General features: G+C 63.5%; 13 protein-coding genes. 5 read left to right on the top strand and 8 right to left on the bottom strand.

Annotated features, from left to right (window positions below; all coding sequences use genetic code 11):
• Both C7440_RS19975 and rng read left to right on the top strand, forming a co-directional pair.
• On the top strand, positions 1-231 hold a 231-nt coding region (locus C7440_RS19975; RefSeq protein ID WP_207775431.1), incomplete at its 5' end, for a hypothetical protein.
• A gap of 575 nt (positions 232-806) precedes the next feature.
• The gene (gene rng / locus C7440_RS18065) at positions 807-2,270 is read left to right on the top strand and encodes a ribonuclease G (RefSeq protein ID WP_017524313.1); all 1,464 of its coding nucleotides are present in this window, start codon (positions 807-809) and stop codon (positions 2,268-2,270) included.
• 87 nt (positions 2,271-2,357) lie between these two features.
• Here rng and C7440_RS18060 read toward each other — a convergent pair whose 3' ends face one another.
• Positions 2,358-2,861: a hypothetical protein gene (locus tag C7440_RS18060; protein ID WP_116519435.1), complete on the bottom strand. Its 504-nt coding sequence runs from the start codon at positions 2,859-2,861 to the stop codon at positions 2,358-2,360.
• A 73-nt stretch (positions 2,862-2,934) separates the two neighbouring features.
• Positions 2,935-4,659, bottom strand: coding sequence for a lipid A export permease/ATP-binding protein MsbA (gene msbA, locus C7440_RS18055; protein ID WP_116519438.1), 1,725 nt, complete (start codon positions 4,657-4,659; stop codon positions 2,935-2,937).
• A gap of 159 nt (positions 4,660-4,818) precedes the next feature.
• Between msbA and C7440_RS18050 the strand changes: the two genes are divergently transcribed.
• The 3 genes from C7440_RS18050 to C7440_RS18040 are packed head-to-tail and all read left to right on the top strand — an operon-like array spanning position 4,819 to position 7,674.
• Entirely contained in the window at positions 4,819-5,787 is a 969-nt protein-coding gene (locus C7440_RS18050) for a glycosyltransferase family 9 protein (protein ID WP_165832637.1), read from the top strand.
• 3 nt (positions 5,788-5,790) lie between these two features.
• Positions 5,791-6,555, top strand: coding sequence for a YdcF family protein (locus C7440_RS18045; RefSeq protein WP_116519433.1), 765 nt, complete (start codon positions 5,791-5,793; stop codon positions 6,553-6,555).
• Positions 6,556-7,674, top strand: coding sequence for a glycosyltransferase (locus tag C7440_RS18040; RefSeq protein WP_017524308.1), 1,119 nt, complete (start codon positions 6,556-6,558; stop codon positions 7,672-7,674).
• 32 nt (positions 7,675-7,706) lie between these two features.
• On the opposite strand, the gene C7440_RS18035 is transcribed toward C7440_RS18040, so the two are convergent.
• The 6 genes from C7440_RS18035 to dnaE are packed head-to-tail and all read right to left on the bottom strand — an operon-like array spanning position 7,707 to position 15,737.
• Positions 7,707-8,858, bottom strand: coding sequence for a glycosyltransferase family 4 protein (locus C7440_RS18035; protein WP_116519432.1), 1,152 nt, complete (start codon positions 8,856-8,858; stop codon positions 7,707-7,709).
• On the bottom strand, positions 8,851-9,588 hold the full coding sequence (locus tag C7440_RS18030; protein ID WP_116519431.1) for a polysaccharide deacetylase family protein: 738 nt from the start codon (positions 9,586-9,588) through the stop codon (positions 8,851-8,853). The genes C7440_RS18035 and C7440_RS18030 overlap by 8 nt, the downstream gene beginning before the upstream one ends.
• Positions 9,585-10,331 carry a glycosyltransferase family 2 protein gene (locus C7440_RS18025; protein ID WP_017524305.1) on the bottom strand — a complete coding sequence of 249 codons (747 nt, stop codon included), beginning with the start codon at positions 10,329-10,331 and terminating at the stop codon, positions 9,585-9,587. The genes C7440_RS18030 and C7440_RS18025 overlap by 4 nt, the downstream gene beginning before the upstream one ends.
• Entirely contained in the window at positions 10,328-11,173 is an 846-nt protein-coding gene (locus C7440_RS18020) for a polysaccharide deacetylase family protein (protein WP_017524304.1), read from the bottom strand. Before C7440_RS18020 ends, C7440_RS18025 begins: the two co-directional genes overlap by 4 nt.
• A complete protein-coding gene (locus C7440_RS18015; protein ID WP_017524303.1) occupies positions 11,170-12,267 on the bottom strand; it encodes a glycosyltransferase family 4 protein in 1,098 nt (365 codons plus the stop codon). Before C7440_RS18015 ends, C7440_RS18020 begins: the two co-directional genes overlap by 4 nt.
• The gene (gene dnaE / locus C7440_RS18010) at positions 12,264-15,737 is read right to left on the bottom strand and encodes a DNA polymerase III subunit alpha (protein WP_243410967.1); all 3,474 of its coding nucleotides are present in this window, start codon (positions 15,735-15,737) and stop codon (positions 12,264-12,266) included. Before dnaE ends, C7440_RS18015 begins: the two co-directional genes overlap by 4 nt.
• Positions 15,738-15,782: the final 45 nt, after the last annotated feature.

The raw sequence follows: 15,782 nt of genomic DNA, 5'->3' as shown, positions 1-15,782 counted from the left end.
CAAGGCCTCGTGAAAGGCCCCGCGGCGCACTCATTCCAAGCGCCCACACTTATCGGTTGTTTCGTTGTTAAAGAACAAGGGTCCTGCCCCAACCTGGCTGCGCTTAACATGTCGCGCCTGGCGGTTACTGCGTTACTGCAAAGAAACGAGATTATGAAGCAGTTTTTCTGGCTTGTCAAGTTAAGGGTTTTGTGTGGAGCCTTCTGGCCTAGCACCGCAACCGCTTCTTGAACCGCCCTGCTCAACGCTCTCATCTGGGAACCAGAACACCGCCTAATAAAACCGCGTTCCTGACCCCGCTTTACAGCGCTCTTTCACCGGCCCGATCGACCCCGAGGGGGACCGGCGCCACCACCTGGGGTAAACCCTTAATAGGTGGCTGCGAAAGAACGTAACTATAGCACAGCATTTTTAGCCCGTGCAACTGGAAAACCGCCCCAATTCCTCCTGCCGCCCCTACCTGAACACCCCCGAACAACCTAAGCCCTTGATCGGTCATGGAAATCTTTTTTTAACCGCGCTGAAATATTTTTTGAGCCGGGGGAAATTATTTTTAACCAAGGAGAAATACTCTTAAATCGGGGATGGGAAACAGTGCTTCTTCCCTTCTTCCCTTCTTCCCTTCTTCCCTTCTTCCCTGCTCCTTCGCTCCTTGCGGCGCGAATAAGTTTTCACCAAGAGGAAATTTCTTTTCTTCTCACGCGCCCCCGCTGCCCCGACGCCTTTTGTCAGCGCTTTTTTGTTGTATCTTGCTAAGGGCCGGCTGTTCGCGTTCTGTGCGCCGGCAACGCCCATAGAGAGCACACATGACCGAAGACATACTCATCAACGTAACTCCATTCGAGACACGCGTCGCCATCGTCGAACAGGGCGCCGTGCAAGAACTGCACGTCGAGCGCAGCATACAGCGGGGCCATGTGGGCAATCTGTATCTGGGCAAGGTGGTGCGCGTGCTGCCGGGCATGCAGAGCGCTTTCGTCGACATCGGGCTGGAGCGGGCCGCCTTCATCCACGTGGCCGACCTGCGCCAGAATCGCAGCGAGCGGGCGGCCGGCATTCCCCATACCCCTATAGAAAAGCTGCTGTTCGAAGGCCAGCCTTTAATGGTGCAGGTCATCAAGGACCCCTTGGGCACGAAAGGCGCCCGGCTTTCCACCCAGATAAGCATTGCGGGCCGCATGCTGGTTTATCTGCCGCACGACCCTCATATAGGCATTTCCCAGAAGATAGAGTCGGAAGAAGACCGCATCTCGCTGCGCGAAAGGGTGCTGCAGCTGCGCCCGGCCGAAGAAAACGGGGGCTTCATCGTGCGCACACAGGCCGAGGGAGCCACAGACGACGAGCTGGCGGCTGATATTTCCTACCTGCGCATACTATGGGGCAGCATACAGGGCAAGGCCAAGACACAACCCGCCCCCGCCCTGCTGCACAGCGACCTTACCCTTGCCCAGCGCGTATTGCGCGACATGGTCGGCCCCGAAACCGGCACCATCTTCGTCGACTCGCGCAGCACCACCCGCAAGCTCGAGGAATGGGCCGGCACCTATACCCCCTCGGTAGTCGATCGCATCAAGCACTACAGCGGCGAAAGACCCCTGTTCGACACCGCCAACGTCGATGAGGAAATCGCACGCGCCCTGTCGCGGCGGGTGGAGCTGAAGTCGGGGGGCTACCTGATCATCGACCAGACCGAAGCCCTGACCACCGTGGACGTAAATACCGGAGGCTACGTCGGCGGACGCAATTTCGACGACACCATCTTCAAGACCAACCTGGAGGCGGCCGTGGCCCTGGCCCGCCAGCTTCGGCTTCGCAATCTGGGCGGCATCATCATTCTTGATTTCATCGACATGGACGACGCCGAACACCGCGAGGCCGTGTTGGGAGAATTGAACAAGGCGCTGCGCAAAGACCGCACGCGCATGACCGTGAGCGGATTCAGCCAGTTGGGCCTGGTGGAAATGACCCGCAAGCGCACCCGCGATTCGCTGGCCCACCAGCTGTGCGAGGTCTGCCCCACCTGCAATTCGCGCGGCGTCGTCAAGACCGCCCGCACCGTGTGCTACGAGATTCTGCGCGAGATTCTGCGCGAATCACGCCAGTTCAATCCCAAGGAATTCCGCATCCTGGCCTCCCAGGATGTGATCGACCTGTTTCTTGAAGAAGAAAGCGCCCACCTGGCCATGCTGGGAGACTTCGTCGGCAAGCCCATATCGCTCGAGCTGGAAGGCTCTTATTCGCAGGAGCAATACGATATTGTGCTGATCTGAGCCGAAGGCCGGCAGACCGTTGGGAGCGCGGGTGGCCGCATGGCATGAGGAGTGGGGCAAACTTGCCCCCCGACAATCAGACAGTTATCAATGATCGCCGGAATCCACCTTGTCGTCCGGTTTTTCGGGCGGGGTTTCGCCGGGGCAAAGCTCGGGATGCAGAATCGCATCGAACAGGGCTTTGACCTGGTCCTTGCCGGGCGTGTAGTAGCTGTACAGCCGTGCCCGCGTTATGGCGTCGCCGCCCTCGCGCAGGGTAACCCCCAGCACCTTGGACTCTGATTGCTGCAGCAGCGTCAGGCCCAGCACCAGCAATTTGTCCCAGTCTTCGGGGCCGGCACCCTCGGCCAGCGGCATGGTGACACGCGCGTAGCTGGGGTGCTGCTGGTCGACTTTGAACTGAAGATCCAGGCCGCAACGGGCCTGCTGCTTGAACACGGCGCGCTGGATCTGTACGAAATCCATGGGCAGCTTGCGCTCTGCGCGCAAATAAGGCGCCGTTTCAAGCTGGTAAAGGCCCACGCCCTGGTTCGGAGCCGCGCATCCGGCCAGCAGCAAGGCGGTAGCGATCGACAGGTAGGCTTTCTTCATGGCGCGGTTTTCCTTGCTGTGTGCTGAATGTCTTGATTGCGGTTGGAAGGGTGATTGTATCGGCGGCGCGGCATCAGTTCACGTCCCGGAACTGCATCCGGTACAGCGAAGCATACAGGCCGCCCTGAGAGAGCAGCTCTTCATGCCGGCCCTGCTCGACGATGCGCCCCGCGTCCAGGACGAGGATCTTGTCGGCCTTCTGCACCGTGGACAGGCGGTGGGCGATGACCAGCGTGGTGCGCCCGGCCATGAGGCGCTCGAGCGACGACTGCACCTGGTGCTCGGACTCGCTGTCCAGGGCCGAGGTGGCCTCGTCCAGGATAAGGATGGGGGCATTCTTGATAAGGGCCCGTGCAATGGCCAGGCGCTGGCGTTGCCCGCCCGACAGGGTATTGGCGTTTTCGCCCACCTGTGTGTCCATGCCCTCGGGCAGGCTGTCGACGAAATCGGCCAGGTTCGCGGCCTGGAGGGCCTGGCGGATTTCTTCACGGCTGGCTTCGTGCAAGGAACCGTAGCCCACGTTCTCGGCCACGGTGCCGTCGAACAGCACGACATCCTGGCTGACCAGCGACAGCTGCGCGCGCAGGCTGCGCAGCGTGCATTGGTCGACAGGCATGCCGTCGACCAGGACCTGGCCGCTGGTGGGCGTGACAAAGCGCGGCAGCATGTTGACCAGCGTTGTCTTGCCGCTGCCCGAGCGCCCCACCAGCGCCACGGTCTGGCCCGGCTCGGCCACAAAGGACACGTTGGAAATCGTGTCTGCCTGCGCATCGGCAAAGCGGTGGACGATGTTGCGAAACTCTACCCTGCCCTGGGCCTGGCCGGTGAAATGATGGGTGCCGCGGTCTTCTTCGGGGTCGTAGTCGATTAGCGTAAAGACGCTTTCGGCCGACACCAGCATGCGCTGCATGGCGCCCGCGATGTTGGTCAGGCGCTTGAGCGGGTCGAAGATCTGGCCCAAAGCCGCCATGAAGGCCGCGAAGCTGCCCACTGTCAGGCCCTCGGTATTGGCCTGGTACAGGGCCACTGCGATTACCGCGGACACCGACAGGCCCACGAAGAACTGGGTAATGGGCGACATGGCCGCATCGGCCGAAACGGCCCGCATCGCGAAGCGCCGCAGGCGGCCGTTGACGTACTGGAAGCGGCTGGATTCGCGCTCGTAGCCGTCGAACAGCTTGATGACGCGCTGCCCGTCGATGGCCTCGCCCACGACCCGCGTAAGCTCGGCGTTCATGTTGATGGTGTCGCGGTTGATGCGGCGCAGGCGCTTGATGAAGATGCGCGACACATACACCGACAACGGCAGCACGACCAGCACGATCAGCGTCAATTGCCACGACATATACAGCAGCACCGCCAGCAGCGCCACCACGATCATGGTTTCCCGGACTATGACGGTAATGACTTCGGTGGCCAGGTTGGTGACATTGCTGGCGTCGATGGTGAAACGGTTCAGCAAACGCCCCGTGTCGCCGCGCTTGAACTCGGAATCGGGCAGGCCCAGCAGGCGCTCGAACATTTCGCGGCGTATGCCCAGCAGCATGTTGTTGGCGACCCAGGCCAGCACGTAGTTGCTGGCAAAGGTGCACAGGCCGCGCAACAGCATCAGGCCGATCACGGCCAGCGGTATCGCCCATATGTAATAAGGCTTGTCTCCGGTAAAGCCGTCGTCGAGCAGGGGCTTCATGATGACCGCCAGGGCGGGCTGCGTCGCGGCGCTGACGCTTACCAGCAAGGTGGCCACCAGCGCAGCCTTCCAGTAGGGACCCAGGCGGGAATAGATGCGTCGCCACATTTCGAAACGCACGGGCGCCGCATGCGCGGGCTGAACGGAAGGGGTTGAGCTCAAGGACCGACTCGCTTTCTGTGTATGGGTAAGCTAAAGAACGTATCATTTTAACGTTCTTGAAAAACGGTTGATAATAGACGCCAATCCTCTTTGACGGCCCGCTCCATGCTCAATTATTCCGCCCTCTACGTGCGCCTGCCCAATTGGATAGGCGATGTATGCATGAGCCTGCCCTGCCTTCACGCCCTGCTTAACACCAAGCTGCCGGTCGTGGTGTGCGCGCGCCCCTGGGCCAAAGACCTTCTGTCGGCCTTCCAACTGGCCGGTTTCATTGAAATGAGCGGGCGCTGGCGCGAAGACCGCGCCCACGTCGCCAGCTTCCGCAAAAAGGCCAGGCATACGCATCCGCGCGGCCTGATCCTGCCCGACTCGCTTTCCAGCGCCCTGGTGTTCAAGTTCGCGGGCATTCCCGGCGCGGGGTACCGCGACGACGGACGCAGCCTGCTGCTGCGCTGGCCTGTTTCCAAGCCGGGCCCGGCCCTGCACGCCGCACAATCATGGTTTTATCTTGCAAGCCAGGCGCTCGAACGCTGGAAGCTGCCTGTAGTTCCGGCCACCCTGCCCACTACGCTGGGGCTGGAAACCACCGGCCGGCACGAAGAGCAGGCGCTCGAAGCCGTGCGGGCCGCGGGCCTGACCCCGGGCGGGTTCATCCTGATCGCGCCCACCGCCACGGGGCTGCATAAAGGGCGTGTCAAGGTCTGGCCGCATTTTGATGCGCTTGCGCGCCAGTTGCAAGAGCAGGGGCTCGTCGTGGCCATGTGCCCGCCCGCCTCCGAGCGCGAGGCGGCGCTGCGGGCCGTCCCCACCGCGCTGTGCCTGCCGCCGCTGGGCCTGGGCGCTTTTGCTACACTGACCCGGCTGTCGGCCCTGGTCATCTGCAATGACTCGGGCGTCTCGCACCTGGCCGCCGCCGCCAATGCGCGCCAGCTTACGCTTTTCGGCGTCACCGACAAGCAGCGCACGGGGCCGTGGTCGCCCAATGCCACCTGCCTGGGTTCCTTCAACCACTGGCCCGGGCTTCCCGAAGTGCTGGACCATACGGCCCGGCTCACCACAGAATCCGTCCTGTAGAGCATGTCTTTTTCCAGCTTTCTCGCCAACCTGATCATCCCCCTGAACCTGTGCGTGACGCTGCTCGTCGTCGCAGTCGTCCTGTTGATGCTGGGGCGGCGGCGCATTGCGGCCGCATTGATCGGGCTCAGCGTGGCGTGGGGCCTGTTCTGGTCGCTGCCGGCCTCTTCGCTGTGGGCCGGAGGCAGGCTCGAGCAACTCTACCCCTACACGGCGGCGGCCGACCTGCCCGCGGCCCAGGCCATCGTGGTGCTGGGCGGCAATACAGCCGGCGGACGCCTGAACTGGTTTCAACCCTACGACCGCGAAACGGCCCTTACCCGCACCGAGTCGGCGGCCATGCTGTTCAAGGCCGAGCGCGCGCCCTTGATCTTGCTGTCGGGAGCCGCGCTCGAGGGGTCGCAGAGCGAAGCCGAGTTCATGGCCAACACCCTGCGCAAGGAAGGCATTCCGTCCGATGCGCTGCTGCTCGAGAAAAACAGCTTCAACACCTATGAAAACGCGCTGTATTCTGCCCGCATCCTGAAAGAGCGCGATATATCGCGCGTGCTGCTGGTTACGTCGGCCCTGCACATGCCTCGAGCCATGGCGGTATTCAGCCGGCAGGGCCTGACTCCCATCGCCGCACCCTCGGCGCCGCAAATCGTGGTGCCCGACGACCCCGATTTTTCTTTCTGGCTGCCCGACGAGCGTACTTTCTTCGCCTCCCGCTCCATCATCAAAGAGTACGTCGGCCTGCTGGTGTACTGGCTGCGGGGCTGGGTCTGAATGAAAATCCTGTATACGAACTTTCACGCCGGGCCGGGGCTGGGCGGCCACAACACGTATATTGCGAGCCTGGCGCAGGCCTTGCGCGCTCGGCATCAGATAGCCGTTGCGGTACCCGCGTCCAGCTCGCTGTTCGCTGCTGCGCAGGACATGCCCGGCGTCCAGGCCCATGCGCAAGACTACCCTACGCGCTTCGGGCCCATGCTTGCGGCGCTGGCGTCAATGAGCCGCCTGCTGCGCGAACAGCAATACGACATCGTGCACGTCAACGGCTCGTCGGACCATCGGCTGGTGGCGCTGGCCTGCCTGCTCATGAAGCGGCCGCCCAAGATCGTTTTCACCAAGCACAATGACATTCCCGTCAAACCTGTAGGAGCGGCACTGCGCTCGCGGCTGGGCACCGACCATGTCATTGCCGTGTGCGAGCATGTAGCCCGGCGGATCGGCGACAGCCCATACCGGCGCAACGGCATCAGCACCATACTCAACGGCGTGGACGTCGATTTCTACCGGCCCGCGGACGAAGAGCAAAAGGCAGCACTGCGCCTCGAATACTTCGGCCACAAAGCCCACGGAAAAATCGTTCTGGGCAGCAACGCGGGCACCGACGACTACAAAGGGTGGATAGATATCGTGCGCGCGCTGGCGAAGCTGCCGCGCCCCATGGCCGATCGCTTTCATGTCGCGCTGGCGGGCGGGGCGCTTGGCAACGCCCAGATGGCGGAAGTCGACGCCTTGGGGCTGGCCGGCCATCTGAGCTATGTGGGCCAATTGCCCGACGTACGGCCTTTTCTGAACGCCATCGACGTGGGCTTCGTGCTTTCATACCGGGTCGAGACCATATCATTTGCCTGCCGCGAAATGATGGCCAGCGGCAAACCAGTGATAGTCACCCGCTATGCCGGCCTGCCCGAAAACATCGACCCGGGGCGGGACGGCTGGGTGGTTCCCCCCCAGGATCCGGCCTCGCTGTCAGAGCTGTTGAAAGCCATCGCAGACGGTACCCATGACATTGCCGCCATGGGGCGGGCCGCAAGAGAAAAAAGCGTCGGGCAATTCGGCCTGGACAAGTTCGTGTCGGCGACCGAACACGCGTACCAAGCACTGCTGGCCTCTTGAGGCGGCCGCCTGCGGCCATGCCCGCGGCCGGATCAAGCGGCTGGCCGTTCGGCCAGCACTTCTTGATACAAGGCTTCGAATTGGCCCGCTACGCGGGGCCAGCTGTGGCGAGCCACCACTTGCGCCCCGCCCCCGGCCAGCCTTTGACGCAACGCGGGCTCGCTATACAGGCGCTGAATGAAGGCGGCCAATTGCCCGGCGTCTTCGGGATGGTTCAGGACCAGGGCCTCGCTGCCTTCCTTCACATATTGCGCAAAGCCGCACCAGGGCGCGGGACTGAGCACCACCGGCAGGCCGAATGACATGGCCTCGAGAGGAGCCATGCCGAAGCTATCGTTCAAGGTGGGATGTACGTAGACATCGGCCGCTTGATAGTATTGCGCGACATGGGGCGTCTCGCCCAGGATACGCACCCTGGACATGAGGTCGTCGGCGTTGCGCTGCGCAACATGCTCGCGCGCGGCCGCGTTGCCGCCCACGATCAGCAGTTTGACGCTCTGCGGCAGTTGGTCAAGCGCCGCCAGCATGGTGGGCAGGCCCTTGCGCAAGGGATTGCGCGCCACAAGCAGGCAGACCAGATCGTCGTCGGCGTAGCCCAGGGCCTGACGGGTGGCCACCCTTTCGCCTTGCGGCCCTTGGACGGCGGGCGCCACGCCGGGCGGGATGATGGGTAGCACGGACAAAACGGGGTAGGCCTGGCGCAACTGCTCGGCGATCAGGCCCGACACCGCAACTGTACGATGGCCGCTGCGAGGCGCAACGCGGCGCTGTTCAAGATGCAGATAGGTCTGGACACGGAAGCTGATGCGCGACAATGCACGCTTAAGCCAGGGCAAGGGGCGCACGCGCCAGTTGTAGCGCACCGGCGTAACGTGTATGACCTCGACGTCGCCGCACCAGCCGTTCATGTGCGAATGCACAATATCAAAGCCGCTGCGCGTACGCCGCCGGGCGCGCAGGGCGAACAGCAGCACGCGCACCCAGCTTGGCCAGTGCTTCCAGCTGCGCAATGGAACATAGGGCAGGCGCAGGTCGCAGGCGTCGTCGTAGTCGCGGGCCAGAACAGTTATCTCGTGCCGCGACGAAAGCTCGCGCATCAGCTCTACGCCATAGGCCTCGGCGCCGCCGAAACGGCTGCCGAAGCGATCGACGACAAAGGCTATTCGAAGGCGGCGATCAGGCATGTCGCTTCTTGTCCTCGAGGCGGGTCAGGCATTTCTGCAAAAAGCGCACGATATGGGTGGAACGCGCCACCGTTACACGGGGCAAGCCGAAGAGATCATCGGCCGGGCCCGCCAGCCCGCCGCTGGTGGTGGTGGCGCTTGTATAGCCCGCCCGCCTGACCATGTCGCGCAAGGCGGGCGTCTCGTGGCCATAGGGGTAGCAAAAGGCCGTCACTTCGGCATCAAGGGCCTGCTGCAGCTCTTGGCGCGAGCTGTGGATCTGCTCGAAGGCGGCTTCGGGAGCAAGGTCGGGCAGGTTCGGATGATCGAGGGTGTGCGAACCTGCCTCTTGGCCCCCGGCCACCCATTGGCGTGCCTGTTCGCGCGACATCAGCGGCGCGGAAGGCACGCCGTTGGCATGGTCCCATTCATTGGTGCCGCCGAAACGATGGGCGACGAAATAATTGGTGGACGTGAAGCCGAGTTCGCGCAACACCGGCAAGGCATTGGCCAGCACATTGACATAGCCGTCATCGAAGGTAATGCCGAATACCCTGCCCTGCTTCTGCCCCTGCAGATAGGGCATAAGGTCGCGCATCGACAGGCCCCGGTAGCCCAGCCGGCGCATCCACGCCATCTGGCGCCGGAAGCTGGCCGGATGCACGGTAAGGCCCCTGTAGGGTGTGCCCCGGGGCGACGGCTGGCCGATCTGGTGATACATGAGGATGGGAATCACGCTGGCATCCTTCATTTCTCACGGCCCAGGAAGTACAGCTTGGCATAGCGGAAGAAGCTGCCGGCCGATGCGGTGACAGCCAGGATGAAACCTTCGCGGCCGTCGAGAAAACCCTTTCGTATCAGGTAGATGCGTATGAACGTCCACATTGCGTGGCCCACCGCGCCGGGCACCGAGCTGCGCCGCCCCTTGGCATGCATCATGCGGGCGGCATCGCTGGAATAGCGGTTGATCTTGGCGACCAGGGCGTCCATGTCGGCATAGGGGTAATGCAGGAAATGGGCGTCTAGCGTGGCAACCGGCCCCTGGGCCTGCACGCGCTCATGCACGGCCGCATCGGTGAAGCGCGCGGTGCCCCGCTTGAACAACCTCAGTACATGATCGGGCCACCAGCCGCTGTGGCGTATCCACCTGCCGCAGAAATTGGACAGGCGGGCCATCTGGTAGGCCTGCGCCGCCGGCTGCGCCATGGCTTGGGCTATGGCCTGCGCCAGCTCGGGCGTAACCCGCTCGTCGGCATCCACCGACAGCACCCACTCTTGGGTGGCCAGGTCGAGCGCACGATTCTTTTGCGGGCCGAAACCGGGCCAGTCGGCGGTTTGTGCTACTCGGGCACCCTTCTCGCGGGCGATCTCGCAGGTTCGGTCGCTGCTTCCCGAATCAAGCACAATGATCTCATCCGCGAAGGCCACCGAGTCGATGCATGCGCCTATGTGCGCTTCTTCGTTCTTGGTGATGATGATGACCGAAAGCGTCATGCCCTTTGCCTGCGCGCCCGCTTCCACAACTTGAACCGGTTGAAGACCGGCGCAATGACCGGATGTGCGGCAACCTGTATGCGCCGCCCTACGGAGTCGCCCGTGGTGTTGCGCACGGCGAACCGATGGATGTGGGCGGGATTTGTGCCCGCCAGGTTCTGGCCGAAGGCGTGCGTGGTGTACAGGTATTTGAACCCTGCCTGCTGGGCCACGCGCACATAATCGGCGTCAAAATAGCCCTGCGGCCAACAGAAGTGCTCGGAGACCGAGCCCAGATTCTCGAGCAGCGCCTGGCGCGACTGCTGGAGCTCTTGCGCCATGAGCGCGTTTTTTTCGTGGGCGCGCTCGCTTTTGTCCCAGCGGGTATGCGTATGGGTATGGCTGTGGAATTCGACGAGGCCGCTTTCCTGCATGGCCTGGATCTCGCTCCAGCGCAGCATGACGCTGTCGGAATCGCCCTGGGCGATGCGCCGCTCGCATTCGTCGTGGCTGGGGGTATCGGGCAAGGGCGGCCCCTGGCCCACGATGGGCCGCGCAGGACCCTGGCCGACCCAATCCGTAACCAGGAAGATCACCGCCTTGTAGCCGTATTTCTTGAGCAGCGGAAAGGCATGGACCCAGTTGTCGAGATAGCCGTCGTCGAAGGTGATGAGTACGGACTTGTCGGGCACGGGCTCGCCGGCGAGGTGGGCCGCGAACTCGTCGGTGGTGAGCGAACCGTAGCCGTGGCTGGAAAGCCAGGCAAGCTGGTCTTCGAAATTCTTGGGCGAGGCCGTGATGGCACCCTCGGATGGCGAGACGTGGTGATACATCAGGACGGGAACCGAATGGGCTTTTTTCATTTTCGTTCGCTCAACCAGCGCTCGTAGCAGGACTCGACACTTTGTACCATGGCCTGGGGCGTGAAGCGCCCCTCTTCGAGCACCCGGCGCTTTCCGGCCGCGCCCATGCGGCGCCGCAGCCCGGGATCGTCGACAAGGGTGCGCAATGCCTCGGTAAGGGCCTGTTGATCATGAAGGGGAACCAGCAGGCCCGTCACGCCATTTTCCATCATTTCGGGGACACCGTCGACGTCGGTGCCCACCACTGCCAGCCCGGCCGCCGCGGCCTCGACGAACACGGTGCCCGACGCCTCTTGCTCGGTGGCCAGGGCAAAGAGGTCGAAGCCCGCCAGCAGATTGGGCACGTCATTGCGCCGCCCCAGCAAATGAACACGCCTGCCCAGGCCCTTCTCGGCGATGTAGGCCTGGGTCTCTTCGAACACGGGCGAGCCACCGCCCACGAACACCAGGTGCAGGTTGGGCCGGCTGCGGATCAGGGGCTCCATGGCGTCGACCAGCGCGCGATGGCCTTTCTTGGCCCGCATGACCGCCACGCATCCCACCATAATGTCGTTCTGCGCCAGTTTGAGTTCGTCCCGGAGCGTGGAGGGCTTGTCCCAGGGCTGCAGATTGACTACCGGATAGACCGTGGCCACGTGGGAAGGCAGCACGCCCCGCTCGATGAGATGGTTGCGTACGAAGTTGCTCGCGGTGGTGACCCTGTGAGGGATAATGGTGTACGACAGCAATGACCCCACCCGCTTGGCAAGATGGCGGGTGCGGACGATAAGCGGGGTGCCGGCCAGGCGAGCCGCCGTGCCGGCCAGTATGGTGTCGCGCCGGCTGTGCGTATTGAGCACGTCGAAGCGGCCCTCGCGCAACACCTTGCGCAGGCGCACCACCCCCTTCATGAAGTTGGCCGGCCCGTCCATCAGCAGAGTATGCACGGTAAAGCCGTCGTCGCGCAGGCGCTGGGCCAGGACGGCATGGGGCTGGCAGATGGCCTCGAGGTGGTGGCCGCGCTCGCGCATGGCCGTCATCATCTGGTAGATGTATTGCTCCTGGCCGCCGAAGCTGGTGGCGGCTTCAGAGTGGACGATGCGCAGCGGCTTCATTGATAGGCGATCTCCACGCTGTCTGTGGACACCCAGCCGTGCAGCTGTTCGAACATGTCGTCGGCCATGCGCACCCTCCAATCGTCGCCCAGGCGCAGCACACACTGATAATCGTCGCGCTCGAGGCAGACTTCTACCCGCACGCCGGCGGCATTGTCGTGGGACGCGGCGCGGAACGGATCGAGCACCTGCCTCAGGCGCTGCACGTCGGCGTTGCCATTGAGCGTGATGCGCAGGGCACGGGCACGCGCCTCGCGCGCAAGCTGCAGGTCATAGATTTCGTCGGCCGACACGCGCAGCCCGCCGGAATAGTCGTCGTTGCTGACCTTGCCATGGATGATGACCAGGCGGTCTTCCTTGAGGCGATTGCGGTGCTGTTCGTAAAGCTCGTTGAACACCGCTACCTCGACCTGGGCCGAACCGTCGTCAAGCACCGCATACAGCATCTTGCCGCGCCGGGTCATGCGCGGACGCACCGAGGCCAGGACACCGGCGAACCACTGCAGGCCACGCGCCGGCTCGAGGCGGGACAGGGGCTTGGGCGCAAAGCGCCGCACCTCGTCGCGCCAGGCGTCGAACAAATGGGCGCTGAAGAAAAAGCCCAGCGCCGCCTTTTCTTCGGTCAGCTTGGTTTGCAGGTCCCAGGGGGCCACCTTGGCCAGTTCGCCCTCGACGATGTCGTTGCTGTCGTCGTCGAACAGGGAAACCTGGTTGGCGCTGCGCTCGGCCTGCTCGGCCGCTTCGATCGCATTGCCCAGCGTGGCCAGCAGCGCGGCGCGGTTCTCGTCTATGCCGTCGAAGGCGCCGGCGCGAATAAGGGCCTCGATGGTGCGTCGATTGACCGCATGGCGGTCGATGCGGCGGCAGAAGTCGAACAGGCTGGCGTAGGGGCCGCCTTCCTGGCGGGCCCGGATGATCTCTTCGACCGCCGACTGGCCCGTGCCCTTCACTGCACCTAGGCCGTAGCGCATGGTGCGGGGCGGACGGCCCTCTTGCATGTGCCGGTCGAACACGGGCTCGAAGCGATAATTCGAGTGATTGACGTCGGGCGGCAGCACCTCGACCCCATTGGCCAGGGCGTCTTTCCAGAAAATCTGCACCTTGTCGGTGTCGTCCATGTCGGACGACAGGGTGGCGGCAAGGAACTCGGCCGGGTGGTACACCTTGAGCCAGGCCGTCTGGTAGGCGATAAGCGCATAGGCCGCCGAGTGGCTTTTATTGAAGCCGTAGCCCGCGAATTTCTCCATCAGATCGAACAGCTTCACGGCCAGGTCGGCGTCGTAGCCCTTTTCGACCGCGCCCTTCTCGAAAATGGCCCGGTGCTTGGCCATTTCTTCGGGCTTTTTCTTGCCCATGGCCCGGCGCAGCATGTCGGCGCCGCCCAGGGTGTAGCCGCCGATGATCTGCGAAATGAGCATCACCTGCTCTTGGTACACGATGACGCCGTAGGTGCTGCGCAGGACGGGTTCGAGGTCTGAATGGAAGTAGTCGACTTCGGCTCGGCCGTGCTTGCGGTTGACGAAATCGACCACCATGCCCGACTCGAGCGGCCCCGGACGGTACAGGGCCAGCATGGCGATCACGTCTTCGAAGGTGCTGGGGCGCAGGTTGCGCAGCAGCTCTTTCATGCCGCGCGATTCAAGCTGGAAGACCGCCGTGGTGTTGCCTTCGCTGAGCAGCTGATAAGTGCCCGGGTCGTCGAGCGGCAGCGCCATGATGTCGAAATCGCGCTTGTCTTCGTTGAACTGGCGCACATAGCGCACGGCCCAATCGAGAATGGTCAGGTTGCGCAGGCCCAGAAAGTCGAACTTGACCAGGCCCGCCGCCTCGACGTCGTCTTTGTCGAACTGCGACACGGCGTTGGTGTCGGTGCCCGGCTGGCAGTACAGCGGGCAGAAGTCGGTGAGCTTGCCCGGGGCGATAAGCACCCCTCCGGCGTGCATGCCGATGTTGCGTGTCAGGCCTTCAAGCGGCTTGGCCAGGTCGACCAGGGCCCGGACTTCTTCATCTTGGTCGTAGCGCTCTTTGAAGGCCGGTTCGTCCGACAAGGTGCGCTCGAGGCTCCAGGGGTCGGCCGGGTTGAAGGGAATGAGCTTGGACAGGCCGTCGCACAACATATAGGGCATTTCCAGCACCCGCCCCACGTCGCGCACCACCGCCTTGGCGCCCAGGGTGCCGAAGGTGGCGATCTGGCTGACGGCCGCCTTGCCGTACTTGTGCTTGACGTAGTCGATGACCCGCTCACGGTTATCCTGGCAGAAGTCGATATCGAAGTCGGGCATGGAAACCCGCTCGGGGTTCAGGAAGCGCTCGAACAGCAAGTCGTAGCGGATGGGATCGAGGTCGGTGATGCCCAACGAGTAGGCCACCAGCGAGCCGGCCCCCGAGCCCCGGCCCGGCCCCACCGGCACGCCGTTCTGCTTGCCCCAGTTGATGAAGTCGGCCACGATAAGAAAGTAGCCCGGAAAGCCCATGTCGACGATGGTCTTGCATTCCCACTCGAGCCGCTCGCGGTACTGCGGATAGCGCTCGTTGCGCTCGGCCTCGTCGGGAAACAGCTGCCGCATCCGCACGTCGAGCCCTTCGCGCGAAAGCTGCACCAGGTAGTCGTCCAGCGTAACGCCGTCGGGCGTTGGAAAGTCGGGCAGCTTGGGCTGGCCCAGCTGCAGTTCAAGCGTGCAGCGCTTGGCGATCTCCACGGTATTGGCCACGGCCGAGGGCACGTCTTCGAAGCGCCGCAGCATTTCGTCGGAATCAAGCAGGTACTGGTCGTTCGTGAAGCGGCGCACGCGCTTTGCATTGGCCAGTTGCTCGCCCTCGGCGATGCACACACGCGCTTCATGCGCACGAAAATCGTCGGCCTCAAGGAACTGCACCGGATGCGTTGCCACCACGGGCAGCCCCAGTTCGGCGGCCAGGCGCATGGCGGCCTGCACGTACTCTTCGTCGCCGCTGGCGACGCGCTGAAGCTCGATGTAGTACGCCCCCGGAAACGCGTCGGCCCACTGCCGGCCCAGCCGGCGCGCCAGTTCGACATTGCCCGCCTCGAGCGCCTGTCCCACGTCGCCCGCGCGGGCGCCCGACAGCACGATCAGGCCTTCCAGGCCCGCCAGCCACTCGCGCCGGATCTCGGCCCGGCCGCCATACTGGTTCTCGAGCCAGGCGCGGGTAAGCAGTTCGCACAGGTTCAGGTAACCGGCATGGTTGCGCACCAGTACCAGTACCCGATGCGGCTTGTCGCGCTCTTCGTCGTTCTGCAGCCATAGGTCGCAGCCCGCAATGGGCTTGACCCCGGCATTGCGCGCCGCCTTGTAGAACTTGATCAGGCCGAAGAGATTGCACAGGTCGGTCAGCGCCACGGCGGGCTGCCCGAAGCCGGCCACCTTCTTGACGAGTTCGGGAATGCGGACGATGCCATCCACCACCGAAAACTCGGAGTGGATGCGCAGGTGGACGAAAGAAGCGGGCATGGCGGATTTCATGATAAGGATTGTACTTAAGGGGAAGCCCCGAAC

It is taken from the genome of Pusillimonas noertemannii, assembly GCF_003096595.1.
GTDB lineage: Bacteria > Pseudomonadota > Gammaproteobacteria > Burkholderiales > Burkholderiaceae_B > Pusillimonas > Pusillimonas noertemannii.
Note: the sequence above shows the minus strand (reverse complement) of the source record. Positions and strands in the feature narration are given on the sequence as shown.

Bases quoted from the DNA above. Each gene is read 5' to 3' on its own strand.
- rng (WP_017524313.1), top strand. From the start codon at position 807: ATGACCGAAGACATACTCATCAACGTAACTCCATTCGAGACACGCGTC.
- C7440_RS18060 (WP_116519435.1), bottom strand. From the start codon at position 2,861: ATGAAGAAAGCCTACCTGTCGATCGCTACCGCCTTGCTGCTGGCCGGA.
- msbA (WP_116519438.1), bottom strand. From the start codon at position 4,659: ATGTGGCGACGCATCTATTCCCGCCTGGGTCCCTACTGGAAGGCTGCG.
- C7440_RS18050 (WP_165832637.1), top strand. From the start codon at position 4,819: ATGCTCAATTATTCCGCCCTCTACGTGCGCCTGCCCAATTGGATAGGC.
- C7440_RS18045 (WP_116519433.1), top strand. From the start codon at position 5,791: ATGTCTTTTTCCAGCTTTCTCGCCAACCTGATCATCCCCCTGAACCTG.
- C7440_RS18040 (WP_017524308.1), top strand. From the start codon at position 6,556: ATGAAAATCCTGTATACGAACTTTCACGCCGGGCCGGGGCTGGGCGGC.
- C7440_RS18035 (WP_116519432.1), bottom strand. From the start codon at position 8,858: ATGCCTGATCGCCGCCTTCGAATAGCCTTTGTCGTCGATCGCTTCGGC.
- C7440_RS18030 (WP_116519431.1), bottom strand. From the start codon at position 9,588: ATGAAGGATGCCAGCGTGATTCCCATCCTCATGTATCACCAGATCGGC.
- C7440_RS18025 (WP_017524305.1), bottom strand. From the start codon at position 10,331: ATGACGCTTTCGGTCATCATCATCACCAAGAACGAAGAAGCGCACATA.
- C7440_RS18020 (WP_017524304.1), bottom strand. From the start codon at position 11,173: ATGAAAAAAGCCCATTCGGTTCCCGTCCTGATGTATCACCACGTCTCG.
- C7440_RS18015 (WP_017524303.1), bottom strand. From the start codon at position 12,267: ATGAAGCCGCTGCGCATCGTCCACTCTGAAGCCGCCACCAGCTTCGGC.
- dnaE (WP_243410967.1), bottom strand. From the start codon at position 15,737: ATGCCCGCTTCTTTCGTCCACCTGCGCATCCACTCCGAGTTTTCGGTG.